We start from the raw sequence: 12,927 nt of genomic DNA, 5'->3' as shown, positions 1-12,927 counted from the left end.
TGACTTGGTATACAAAATGTATCTTTAAAGAGAGGTATGGTTATGGATAAATTTAATAATTTAAGTTCCAGAATGGAAGAATTGGTGAATGCATCAAGGTTAAACAGTTTGTTAACAAAGAGAGAAGATGATGAGAAGAAGAAAAATACTATTATATGGGTATTGGCTATTATAGGAGCTATTGCAGCTGTAGCAGGTATTGCTTTTGCAGTATATAAATTCTTCACACCTGATTATCTTGAAGACTTCGAAGAAGATTTCGATGATGATTTTGACTATGATTTTGATGATGAAACTGAAGAATAAATTTTACTACAATTTTAGATTGAATTTACATGAATGGCGACCGTTGTGGTCGCCTTATCTTTTGTGAGGTGATAATGAAAAAAGGTGATATCGGCAAGGGTATTATAGGGGAGAGTTATTTTCCTGATAGTGCATATATAGAATATGATGACGAAAAGGTATTGATAAAAAAAGGTATTCCCGGTCAGATGGTGGAGTTTGTAATTACAAAAAAGAAAAAGGGTAAACTTGAAGGAAGAGTTTTAAATATAATTGAAAAATCAGAACTGGAAGATAATGAAGAGCCATGTGTACATTATGAGATATGCGGTGGTTGTACATATCAGACTTTAAGCTATGAAAACCAGCTAAAGCTAAAGGATAATCAGCTGAGAGTACTGATGGAAGGCGCTACTGACAAAGATTTTGTGTGGGAAGGTGTTATACCTTCACCAAAATACCTTGCATATAGAAATAAGATGGAGTTTTCCTTCGGTGATGAAATAAAAGACGGAGAGTTGGCACTTGGGATGCATAAAAAGGGCAGCCATTATGATATAGTCAATGTATTCGGATGTAAAATAGTGGACAGCGATTTTACAAAAATACTTGAGCTTACTTTAAATTTCTTTAGCAAAAGAAAAGTATCTTATTTTCATAAAAATACTCACACAGGCTTTTTAAGACATTTACTTATCAGAAGGAGTGAATACAGCGGTGAAATATTGGTGTCTTTGGTGACTACAAGCAGTTTCGGATTTGTAGAGGATCCTAATACATTATTAGAGTCGTCAGTTCTTGGTGTAGATGAAGAGATACTTATAAAAGAGTGGGCTGATTATATAAAGGAGGAAACTGACAGGGGAATCTTAAACGGCAGTATAGGCGGTATTTTGCATACTAAAAATGACTCATATGCAGATGCCGTACTAAATCAAGGCACGACTCTTTTGCATGGTAGGGACTATATTATAGAGAGATTAAACGGACTTGATTTTAAAATAACTCCTTTTTCTTTCTTCCAGACAAATTCTAAGGGCGCAGAAGTTTTGTATAATGTTGCCGGTAAGTATCTGGGAGATACAGCAGGCAAGTCGGTATTTGATCTGTACTCAGGTACAGGTACTATAGCACAGCTTTTGGCATCGGAGTCTGAAAAGGTATATGGAGTGGAGATTGTAGAGGAAGCTGTAGAAGCTGCTATAGAAAATGCCAAGAATAACGGACTTAATAATTGTGAATTTATAGCAGGGGATGTATTAAAGGTTGTGGACACCTTAGGTTTCAGTCCGGATATTATAATACTGGATCCTCCAAGGGATGGAATTCATCCGAAAGCATTGCCGAAGATACTTGAATTCGGTGCCAAGAGGATAGTATATATATCCTGTAAGCCGACATCATTTGTCCGTGATCTGAAAGTGATGGAAGCCGCCGGATATAGAATGGAAAAATGCGTAGGCGTAGACATGTTCCCAAATACGGTTAATTGTGAGGCGGTTGTTATGCTGTCACGACCGTAGGGAAGTGAGAGCATTACAAACCACCCATGCGATAGCCGTCCGTGACCTGCAAGTGCGCAGCACGCAGGCAGAACGGAAACGGCGAACCGCAGAGTAAGTAGTTCTCCTGTCGCGACCATAGGGAGCGAGAGGAGATTACGGAGCACCATGCGATAGCCGTCCATGACCGGTGAGGAACAAACCGGAGTGGAAACGGCGAACCGCTGAGGCGGTAGTACTTTTGTGCAGGAAATATATCAACAATCATATCGAAGTGAAATTGGAACTTGACGAGGAAGATGTTGTAAACAGGTGCAGAAGCTTTTTAGAGAATATTTTTCTCAAAGGGCTTCTGTATTTTTGCTCTATACTTTACAAATACTCTTTAATAATCTATAATAAAAGTGTAAACGTAAAGGATATGATGGAATGAATACTTTAGAAAAATACTTTTTGGAAAATAATGTTATTACAAATAAACAGGCAGAAGAGATAGGTATCAAAAGACATATCTTAGCTTCACTCGCCCAAAAAGGTGAGCTTGAGAGGGTTAAAAATGGTGTTTATAAGAAAAAAGATGCCGTAGATGATGATTTTGCCGTTATATCACTCAACAATGAACAAGTGGTCTTTTCTTTCCATACAGCTTTGTATCTTCTTGGATTCAGCGACAGAACACCTAATGTTTTTCATATCAGTGTTCCACAAGGGTATAATGCCGGACATATTAAGCGGAAATTTACAAAAATCAAAGTGCATTATGTAAAGAAAGACTTTTTCTATTTAGGCATTATTAAGATAAAAACACCACTTGGCTCTTCTGTTAAATGCTATAACATGGAAAGATGTATCTGTGATATTGTTTCGGAAAGAAAAACAATTGACAAGCAGATATTTGTAGGTGCAATGACCGGATACTTTAACAGCAAAGATAAGAATATCAGAATTCTTATTAAATACAGCAGGATCCTTGGCATTGAAGATGAAATCAGAAAATATATGGAGGTTTTATAAATGATAAGTTCGGAAAGTTTGAAAGGTAAAATAAGAAACATTGCAAATTCTAAAAACCTCAGTTCACAGGAAGTTCTGCAAATGTTTTTTTTTGAGAGATTCTTGGAAAGACTGTCAAAATCTAAGTATAAATTTAATTTTGTCATAAAAGGCGGACTTCTTATATCTTCTATGATTGGGATTGATAACCGTACCACGATGGATATGGATACCACTATCAAAGGTGTGCCATTGAAGGAAGAAGTCATACGAAATATTGTTTCGGAAATTATAAATGTAGAGGTAGATGACGGCATAGAATTTGAAATAACGGATATAAGCCATATACGAGAAGAAGATGAATATGAAAACTTCAGAGTACATTTAATAGCTAACTTTGACAAGATTAAAAATGATATGAAAATTGATATTACAACAGGAGATGCCATAACACCGAAGGAGATAGAATACCTATATCCTTGTATGTTCCAAGAGGAAAGTCTTAGGGTTTTGGCGTATCCGCTTGAGACAATATTGGCTGAAAAATATGAGAGCGTTATTAAAAGAAATATCTCAACAACAAGGATGAGAGATTTTTATGATCTATATAATTTATACAACCTAAGAAAAGAGGATATTAACTTTGATATTCTAAAACAGGCGATTATTTCAACCGCAAACAGAAGAGAAAGTTTGTCGCTTATGAAACAGGCAATAGAGATTATTGATGATATAAAAGAGGATGATTACCTTAAAAAATTATGGAAGGTATATTTAGCAGACAATCTTTATGTAGGTGATTTGAATTTTTTAGAAACCATAAAAGTAGTTGAACTTATCGTAGAGAAGATTGCTTTGTAGAGGCAAAATTATAACATTTACATTACAAATACTCTTTAACTTTTATCAAAAAGGTATATATGCCACTAATGGGCAAAGAGGCATATCTTGACATTTATTAAATCTATGTAATACACTATAGTTGAACAAAAAAGGATATATCCCACAAGCTATAACTTGATTTTAGGATGTCTAAATTACAGCTTTATCGGCATGATTTCAATATACTAAAAATTATAAATGATTGAATAATATTGTAAAAATATTCACTAAAGCTATCTTACATCAGAAAGGAGAAAACCTATTCTTCTACAATAGAAGATATGGGATTGCGTGTTTATATGAAAATAATAGAAAATAAAATGGTATTTGCATTTGATGGTGGAAATAAATGTGTGGCGGAGGTTGAGGATGGAGAAACCTTGATTTTCCGTACACATGACTGTTTTGATAATCAGTTGAGTGAAGAAGGCTCCTCTATCGGCAGTTTGAACTGGGATTGTATCAATCCGGCCACAGGACCTGTATATGTAAAGAATGCAGTTGCAGGAGATGTGCTGAAGGTTGAGATTTTGGATATTGCATTGGAAAAGCAGGGTGTAATGTGTGCACTGCCTGAGAATGGAGTATTGGGCTCTTTGGTTAAAGAGGAGTCGGTAAAACGTTTAAAGGTGGAAAACGGTAAGGTTCACTTTAATGATAAGATTGTATTTGATGTAAATCCGATGATTGGGGTAATAGGTGTAGCACCAAAGACCGGAGCTATAAATTGCGGTACACCGGGCAATCATGGCGGAAATATGGACAATAAGCGAATTGCAAAGGGGGCAACTCTTTACTTCCCGGTATTTCATGACGGAGCAATTTTTTCTTTGGGTGATGTACATGCGGCTATGGGAGACGGCGAGATAATGGTCAGCGGTGTGGAAATTTCAGCTGATGTTACAGTGAGACTTTCTGTAATAAAGGGAGTAAGTATTGAAACACCTATGCTTGAAAATGATGATATCTGCGGTGTGATTTATTCACATGAAGAGATTGAAAAAGCCGTATTTCATGCAGTAAGAATAACAAATGAAATTCTTCAAAAGAAGCTTGGACTTTCATTTAATGATGCAGGTATGCTTATAAGTGCGGTGGGAAATCTGAGATTTTGTCAGGTGGTGGATCCGGAGCGTACAGTTATGATGTGTATACCAAAAACTATACTTAAGGATTTATTTTAGATAGAATATGGTATAGAGACTTTGTCACTTTTATATCTTATAAATCTGGAGGTAGATTTTAGAAATGGAATATTTTGAGCCTATTAATGAAACATCTTATTTATCCGTACCTAATGCACCGGTATATCGAAAGATTATGCGGTGCTTTTATCGCGAATATGAGAAGATGCATTTCCAAATATATAAAGAAGATATTTTTACATTGTTAAAACAGGATGAGGCATTTAGGGATTATACAATCGAGCAGCTTATGGCAGATCTTGAAGCTTTGGTTAAGTGGAAAAATCTTACCCCCATACAGGATCCAGGGAGAGTCTATACAATTGCGGACTATAAAAATAAGCAGTACAGATATACAATGTCCGAGTATGCTGTTGAGATTGAGCGCCTTACAGTGCGTTTGGAAAATATCTTTTTAGAATCGGGCAGTCTGTCTACAAACTTTTTTGTGCGTCTGGAAAAAAGTCTTCAAAATGTAGGAGATATAAAGGATAGTAGTTTAAAGGAAATTAATGAATGGTGGAGTTTACTTCAGGAGGACTTTAAGAGACTGAACCGGAATTATCAGGACTATCTTAGGGATTTTTACTCGGGAAAAACACAGCAGCTTATGAAATCTGTGGAATTTGTTCTTCATAAGGACAAATTTATTAAGTATTTAAATGAGTTTGTGCAGGAATTGCAGAGGCATTCAAAAAGAATTGAGCAAATACTTACGGAAAATATCCCGCTTATCGAGGAATATATTGTTGAGAGGGTGATTGAGAGCGAACTTGATATTCCACATGCGATATTGCAGATGAACGGGAATATAGAGCCGAGTATAAGAGAGAATGTACTTGGAAAATGGAGCTCTTTAAAAAATTGGTTTATAGATAATGCCGGAAATGAATGTGAATGTAAGAAAGTCCTTAAAATCACAAATGATGTAATAAGAAATATTATTCAAAATGCGGCTTTGATTGTTCAACTCCAAAATGGAGGGATAAGCAGGAAGGATGATTATCGCAAGTTTTTGGAATTGTTTTTAAAATGTGAAAATTTGGAAGAGGCACATAAATTGTCGGCTCATGTTTTTGGTGTGCAAAAAATACAGCATTTTAAAGTATTGGAGCCTCGTGAAAAAAACAGCATAAATGACAGTATTTATAGTGAAGAGCCGGCAACCTTTCTTTTAAAGCCTCATACAAGGACTTACAGGGAGAAAAAGGACAGGAGAGGGTTCAGCGATAAGTCTTTGGAAAAATACATGCAAAGGGAAAAATATCTGCAAAAGATTAAAAGACAAAAAGATATTGTGATGTATTATATCAAAGATAATAAGATTAAATTTTCAGAAATAGAAGAGATTATTTCCGAAGAAACAAGGATGATATTTTTACAGTGGATTAGCGCAGCCAATATGAATTCTATGAAAGTCGGAAGGACTGAATATGGGCAGGAGTATCATTTAAAAAAAGAAAAAGGAAATTGTGTTTTAAAATGTGAGGACGGAGATTTACATATGCCGGCATTTGTATTGGAGTTTAAATCTTTATGAATGAATTCAGGACATTGTTGGAAAATTTTTGGATCTGTAAGGATGCGGATAAGGAATTATATTATAAAGTAAAGAGAGATATTCCGAATTTTCAAAAGTTTGTAAGAGAACAGCTTGGATGGAAGCTGGTTCATACCGAAAATTTGTTAAAACTTGAAAAACGACCTGCCCGTGGTGAGTCGTTTATGGGTATCGGAGAGTTTTTAGATATTAGGGATTACTGTATTTTATGTGCGGTGCTTATGTATCTTGAGGACAAAGAGGAGCATGAGCAGTTTCTATTATCTGAACTTATAGATTATGTTGAGACCGGATTAAAACCCTATATAGCCATTGACTGGACTTTATTTACTCAAAGAAAATCTCTGGTTCGTGTTTTACAATATATGGAGAAACTTCAGATGCTTCGTGTATATGAGGGACGAAGTGAGGGATTTGGCTTGGAGTCCGGGCAGGAGGTTTTGTATGAAAATACCGGATATTCAAAGTATTTTGCCACCAGTTTTTCTGTAGATATTTCAGGCTTTGAATCCTTTGAGGATTTTGAAAAGGCTGAATTTGAAGAAATTGAACAAAACAGAGGTAGTCTGCGTATTAATCGTGTATACAGACAGCTGGCAATATGTCCCTGTATGTACTGGGAAAGTGTGGAGGATGCGGATTCACTGTATTTAAAAAATCAGCGTCAGTGGGTTGCAAAATATATCAGTGAAAATATGGGAGGAAATCTTGACCTTTACAAAAATATGGCATGTATATCACTGGATGCGGATGATTGTTACGGACTTTTACATCCAAGAGATGCTATGTTGCCGGAGATCGTTTTGCTGGTATGTAATGGTATACAAAAAGAGATCTTAAATGGACATCTGTTAAAAGGGGATAATGAACTTATTTTTACTACATCCGGGCAAATGTCCGATATAATATTACAATGCAGAAAAAATCACAGCGCAGGATGGAGCAAGGAATATCGTGAAATGAATGAAGAACTGCTTGTAGAAAATGTGCTTGAATATATGAAAAATTGGATGATGATTCGATTTTTGGATGAGCAAATTATAATACTTCCTGCTGTAGGAAGAACGGCAGGAGTTTATCCTGAAGATTTTAACGGAGGTGAAGAAAATTGAAAGACCGCTTTAAAATGAATCGCATAGGTTTTGTGAATTTCTGGTTATATGATGAAGAATATTTTGAATTTGTAGACGGTAAATTATTGCTTAGAGGGCAGAATGCTTCAGGTAAATCAATTACAACCCAGAGCATTATACCTTTTATTTTGGATGGTGATCGCACTCCGAGCAGACTTGATCCCTTCGGCTCAAGCGATAGAAGAATGGAATATTACTTCCTTGGAGAAGAGGGAAGGGAAGAATCCACAGGATATTTATTTTTGGAATTTAAAAAAGAGGAAGATAAATATTGCACAATCGGAATCGGACAAAGAGCCAAAAAAGGTAAGCCGATGGAGTTTTGGGGCTTTGTTGTTTTGGACGGAAGAAGAATCGGATATGATTTTAAACTTTACAAGGAGATCGGCTCAAGTAAAATTCCGCTTGATAAAAGGGAAATAAAAACAGTACTTGGAGAGGACAATTTTTTTACCGCAAATCAGAGTGAATATAAAAAGGCGGTTAATCAGTATATTTTCGGATTTAGAAAAACTGAGCAGTATGAACAGTTTATAAAGCTGCTTGTAAAGGTTCGTGCGCCAAAGCTTTCAAAGGAATTTAAACCTACAAAGGTATATGATATTTTGAATGATTCATTGCAGACATTGACTGATGAAGACCTCAGAGCAATGGTGGATGCCATGGAGAAAATGGATGAGATTCAGGACAGTCTGGAACTTTTAAAGAGTGCCTTTGATGATGTTAAGATTATAAGAAACGAATATAACAGATATAATCAATATATGCTTGCTAAAAAGGCAAATGCATATATCGAAATAAAGAAAAATGTAGAAAGTGAACAGACAAGGCTTAATATACAGGAAGAGAATAAAAGAGAAATAGAAGAAGACAGTAAAAATAAGAGTAAACGTCTGGAAGAACTGGAAGAATCAAAAAAATTAAAAGAAGCGGAAAGATCGGGACTGTTAGATACAAATCTTGAAGAGATTGACAGAAAGCTTGAAAAAGCTAAGAATGATAAAAATGAAGCCGGAGGAAAGGTATCATATTGGGACAGTAAGATACTTGATTATAAGGAATTACTTTTATCAGGGGATAATAAAATAAAGCATATTAAAGGAAATCTTTGGAAAGTACAGGAGGAGATAAGAGAGAGAAAGTCTGAACTTGATGAATATCAGGAAAGTATTGACTGGGACGGACATGCAGAGGCTCTTTTAATAATAGAGAAAGAAGAATATGATAAAACCGGAGATATTGTAAAAAAGCTTGATTTATTAAAAAAATTATTATCGGAATGTACAAGAGAAATATATGAGTATGAAAAGATAACTGGGCAGTATGATGAAGTGGCGGCGGAACTTGAAAAGCTTAAAATTGAAAAGGCAAAAAATCATCAAGAACTGGAAGCGGCAGTTGAAGAGGTAATAAAAAGAACGGATCAGTGGATTGAAAATATCTACGGACTAAAATATGAAGCTATGTATTGGAAGCCTGATGGCGATATACTTCCAAAGCTTGAGGAGAAAATCAGAGAATATAAGTCGGCATCCGATGCAGAGGGTATACAAGAAATTTTGCGTAAAGATTATGAGCATCAGCGACTTAATATACTTGATATAAAAAGCGGATTGGAATATCAACAAAAACTCAAAAATAAAGAACTTGACCGGGAAAAAGAAGAACTTATATATTTACAAAACTTAGAAGACTTAGAGCCTTTGCGTGATGAGAATGCAAAAAATTCAAGAACGGAACTGGAAAAGCTAGGGATTAATGCATTGCCCTTTTATAAAACAGTAGAATTTTCAAAAGATCTGGATGAAACAGCTTGTGCAAGACTTGAAGCACAGCTTGAAAAGATGGGGATTTTGGATGCACTTGTGGTATCAAAAGATGATTTTGATACTGTAACAAAGGAATGTCAAAGCTTTTTAGATACTATATTGTATGTGAAAGAGGACGGAAACTCGAATTTTTCAGATCTTAGAGTCAGTGAAGATTTAGAGCCGGGTTTAAAAGAAAGTGTAGAAAAAATCCTTGGAAATATTTATGAAGACAGAGAATATGACAGTGGAATCTATATAGGAAAGGATGGCAGTTTTACACAGGGAATTCTTTTAGGAAAGGCAAAAAAAAGCGGGGATGCGGAATATGTCGGAATTTTGGCAAGAAAAAGGCGTAAGGAACAAAGAATTTGTGAGATTAAAAAATATATTTCAGATATTAAAGAAGATATTTCAAACTTAGAAAAACAGATAGATTCCTTGGATGAAAATTTGAAAAAATTAGAGGAAGAATATAAGCAAATTCCCGGGTTTTTAGAAATCAATCAGGCTTTGGAGTTTGAAAAAAATTGTGAGTACAAGCTTCAAAAAATATCGGAGGAATGTGATAAAAAGGAAGTTCAGGAGAATTCATTAAAATCAAGAAAGAATTTACAATATCAGACGGTAATTCAAAAGTGTAAACCTTTCCCATATAAGAGAACACAGGAGGCTTATAATGAGGTAATGGATGCATTGGAAGAATACAGCACTATCTGGCAGGAAGTCAGGCAGTTATTACTGAGATTTTGTACGGAAAAAGAAAATCTTATATCTGAAAAGGAAAGACTGAGTGTAAATGAAGGTTTGATGGATGAGGCTTTTGTTGAAAAAAGAGGATGGAGCACAAAGGAAAAGGAATGTGATATTCAGATAAAACAGCTTGAAGAGTTTCTTAATCGCCCTGAGATAGTGGAGAAAGCGAACAGATTGAGGCGAATAAATAAGGAACTTGGAGAGATTGGAAGGGAAAATGACAGATTAAAAACTGATCTGGCAACTTTAAATGAAAGATTTCGTGTTATTTTGGAAGTGGAGCCGGGATTAAGAGAAAGCTTACAGAAAAAAATAACGGAAGAAACCTGCTTGAGGAAATATTTTGAGGAGGAACTGGCATTAAAGTTGGTATTTTCAGTAGAAAATCAGAGTCTTTTTGAATGTGCAAAGAGGGCAGTTTCGTTACTTAGAGAGGGTGATAAAAACAGAGAACCGACAGATCTTTTGCAGTCACTTCATCAGGTATACCAAAGGCATAATGCAAGTCTGGTTAATTACGGTACATCACTGGAGGAATGCTTTGAGAGCGAAGAAGCGGTTAAAATAGAGGAAGTACCCGGAGCAATACGAAAGAGGGTTCGTGTAGTTTCTTCATGGAACGGTAAAAAAGTATATTTGGAAGAGTTTTACGGTATTTTAAAGCAGGGTATTGAAGAAACACAGCTTCTTATCAGAAAGAAAGACAGGGAATTATTTGAGGATATTTTATCTCAGACCATCAGCAGACAACTTACGGACAGAATTTCGGAAAGCAGGAAATGGGTTCTTGATATGTCAAAGCTTATGAAGGAGATGGAGACTTCAATGGGGTTAAGTTTTTCATTGGACTGGAAACCTTGCAAGGCTGAAAATGATATGGAGCTTGATACGGCACAGCTTGAACAGATTTTGCTTAGAGATCATGCACTTTTGACCATGGAAGATATTGAGAAGGTTGCTGAACATTTTAGAAGCAGGATACGAATGGAAAAGCTAAGGATTGAAGAAAAGAATGATATAATTAATTATATGGATCTTGTCAGGGATGCACTGGATTATCGTAAGTGGTTCGAATTTCACATGTTTTTTAAGCGTGGAGAAGGTGAGAGAAAGCTTTTAACAAATGGTGCGTTTAATCGTTTCAGCGGCGGTGAAAAGGCAATGGCAATGTATGTTCCTCTTTTTGCGGCAGTCAATGCACAGTATAAGAAAGCAGGTGGGAAGGATTATCCAAGAATTATTGCATTGGATGAGGCATTTGCCGGAGTGGACGATAAAAATATCAGCAGTATGTTTGAACTTGTACATAAGCTGGATTTTGATTATATTATGAATTCACAGTCATTGTGGGGCTGTTTTGAAACTGTAAAGGGACTTAGAATTGCCGATCTTTCAAGACCTCAGGATTCACAGATCGTTTCGGTAATTCGCTATACATGGAATGGAAGTGAGAGGATACTTGATGTGCAATAACAAGGAATGTGCCGATTACTTTAAAAGCCGACATGAATACAAAAGATGCTTTGAAGAATTTAGAAAAAAGTGGAAATCTTATGGGAAACCGGGCGGTTTTATTACTCTTATAAAAACCTCAAAGGAAGAAAGACAGGCGATAGGCGGAATAATCGGTAAAGTTTTTTTTGAAGAAACTCTCAGATTTTCATTTTCTGAATTTGAACAGGGGCTTCAAAAGACAAGATTTGCGCCTGTTGATATAAAGGAGCTGCTTGAGGAATATTTTGGTGAAACTCTTATAAGTACTAAAGAGCAAAAGAAAGAGGATGATGATAGAAGGAGAGAATTTTTTGACGGAATCTGTCAATATTTTGAAAAAAATCATGGCAAAGGCTCAGATGCATTTACATGGATAAATAAAATGATTTCCTCAAAAAAGTATGGATACCGTATACTTATAAGAGAGTTTGAAAAGCAGGAAAATGATGCAAGGCTGTTGGCAAAAAATATAGGGAATGCATTGATTAAGCTAAATAAAATGAGTGAGGACGAAGAAGATTACCCTTTAGCCGTATTTGCCGCATATATAACGGATAATCCGCATTATTTTGATAGGGGTACCACAGCAGGATTACTTTTTATACATGCAATTTGTGCGGTAAAAGAGAAAGAGTTGCCTGAAAGTGCACATCAGTGGAGAAAGCTTTTGATGCAGGCTTTGATAGTTCCCGACAATATATCATCCATAGTTCACGGATACGGTCTACAACTTTTAACAAAGGAGGGAAGACATCCGGCATATGAAGCATTTTGTAAAAGAGATGAAGCCTATGTGATTACTATGGAGAATATGAAGGGGATTACCGGGGTAGAGACAACGGGGGAAAGGGTATATGTTGTTGAGAATGAAATGGTATTCGGCTATTTGATTCAAAATCTAAAGGAAGTGAATTGTACAATTTTATGTACTTCAGGTCAACCACGCTCTGTAGCACAGATATTGTTTTCTTATATTTTGGAAGGCGGATTTAAAATTTATTATAATGGTGATATTGATCCTGACGGAGTTTGTATTGCCGACAGGCTTTGGAAAAAATTCGGTGAAAATTTCTATATATGGAGAATGGAACCAAAAGACTATGAAAAGAGTATATCAAAAGAAAAAATAGGAGCAATAGGAAGAGTAAAGCTTGAAAATATAAGCAATCCATTATTAAGAGAAACAGCAAAATGTATAAGGAAGAGGGGATTGTCGGCGTATCAGGAGAATATGTTAAAAGAACTGCTTTTTGATATAGGGAGTAAAACTTAAATTTTGTAAGTAAGTCTGCATATGTCGGGCTTAGGCACAATACTAAGAATAAAAAC

Annotated in this window: 9 protein-coding genes; all 9 read left to right on the top strand. The window is 35.7% G+C overall.

The window, feature by feature from the left end; genetic code table 11:
- Nucleotides 1-42: 42 nt before the first annotated feature.
- Nucleotides 43-306, top strand: a complete 264-nt coding sequence (locus J4O15_RS14040; RefSeq protein ID WP_009220809.1) for a hypothetical protein — start codon at nt 43-45, stop codon at nt 304-306.
- 74 nt (nt 307-380) lie between these two features.
- The gene (locus J4O15_RS14035) at nt 381-1,808 is read left to right on the top strand and encodes a class I SAM-dependent RNA methyltransferase (protein ID WP_208101187.1); all 1,428 of its coding nucleotides are present in this window, start codon (nt 381-383) and stop codon (nt 1,806-1,808) included.
- A gap of 408 nt (nt 1,809-2,216) precedes the next feature.
- Complete coding sequence (locus J4O15_RS14030) at nt 2,217-2,801, top strand: type IV toxin-antitoxin system AbiEi family antitoxin domain-containing protein (RefSeq protein ID WP_009220807.1); 585 nt, start codon at nt 2,217-2,219, stop codon at nt 2,799-2,801.
- Entirely contained in the window at nt 2,802-3,641 is an 840-nt protein-coding gene (locus J4O15_RS14025; RefSeq protein WP_208101186.1) for a nucleotidyl transferase AbiEii/AbiGii toxin family protein, read from the top strand.
- A 320-nt stretch (nt 3,642-3,961) separates the two neighbouring features.
- Nucleotides 3,962-4,846, top strand: a complete 885-nt coding sequence (locus tag J4O15_RS14020) for an acetamidase/formamidase family protein (RefSeq protein ID WP_208101314.1) — start codon at nt 3,962-3,964, stop codon at nt 4,844-4,846.
- A gap of 64 nt (nt 4,847-4,910) precedes the next feature.
- Entirely contained in the window at nt 4,911-6,386 is a 1,476-nt protein-coding gene (locus tag J4O15_RS14015) for a TIGR02677 family protein (protein ID WP_208101185.1), read from the top strand.
- On the top strand, nt 6,383-7,519 hold the full coding sequence (locus J4O15_RS14010) for a TIGR02678 family protein (protein ID WP_208101184.1): 1,137 nt from the start codon (nt 6,383-6,385) through the stop codon (nt 7,517-7,519). Before J4O15_RS14015 ends, J4O15_RS14010 begins: the two co-directional genes overlap by 4 nt.
- Before the next feature lie 14 nt (nt 7,520-7,533).
- Nucleotides 7,534-11,577: a TIGR02680 family protein gene (locus tag J4O15_RS14005; protein ID WP_243762075.1), complete on the top strand. Its 4,044-nt coding sequence runs from the start codon at nt 7,534-7,536 to the stop codon at nt 11,575-11,577.
- Complete coding sequence (locus J4O15_RS14000) at nt 11,567-12,871, top strand: TIGR02679 domain-containing protein (protein WP_208101182.1); 1,305 nt, start codon at nt 11,567-11,569, stop codon at nt 12,869-12,871. The genes J4O15_RS14005 and J4O15_RS14000 overlap by 11 nt, the downstream gene beginning before the upstream one ends.
- The last annotated feature ends 56 nt before the right edge of the window (nt 12,872-12,927 follow it).

It is taken from the genome of Lachnoanaerobaculum sp. Marseille-Q4761 (assembly GCF_017565785.1).
GTDB lineage: Bacteria > Bacillota > Clostridia > Lachnospirales > Lachnospiraceae > Lachnoanaerobaculum.
The sequence above is the reverse complement of the archived record's forward strand: the minus strand, read 5'-3'. Positions and strand labels throughout refer to the sequence as shown.

Bases quoted from the DNA above. Each gene is read 5' to 3' on its own strand.
- J4O15_RS14040 (WP_009220809.1), top strand. From the start codon at position 43: ATGGATAAATTTAATAATTTAAGTTCCAGAATGGAAGAATTGGTGAAT.
- J4O15_RS14035 (WP_208101187.1), top strand. From the start codon at position 381: ATGAAAAAAGGTGATATCGGCAAGGGTATTATAGGGGAGAGTTATTTT.
- J4O15_RS14030 (WP_009220807.1), top strand. From the start codon at position 2,217: ATGAATACTTTAGAAAAATACTTTTTGGAAAATAATGTTATTACAAAT.
- J4O15_RS14025 (WP_208101186.1), top strand. From the start codon at position 2,802: ATGATAAGTTCGGAAAGTTTGAAAGGTAAAATAAGAAACATTGCAAAT.
- J4O15_RS14020 (WP_208101314.1), top strand. From the start codon at position 3,962: ATGAAAATAATAGAAAATAAAATGGTATTTGCATTTGATGGTGGAAAT.
- J4O15_RS14015 (WP_208101185.1), top strand. From the start codon at position 4,911: ATGGAATATTTTGAGCCTATTAATGAAACATCTTATTTATCCGTACCT.
- J4O15_RS14010 (WP_208101184.1), top strand. From the start codon at position 6,383: ATGAATGAATTCAGGACATTGTTGGAAAATTTTTGGATCTGTAAGGAT.
- J4O15_RS14005 (WP_243762075.1), top strand. From the start codon at position 7,534: ATGAATCGCATAGGTTTTGTGAATTTCTGGTTATATGATGAAGAATAT.
- J4O15_RS14000 (WP_208101182.1), top strand. From the start codon at position 11,567: ATGTGCAATAACAAGGAATGTGCCGATTACTTTAAAAGCCGACATGAA.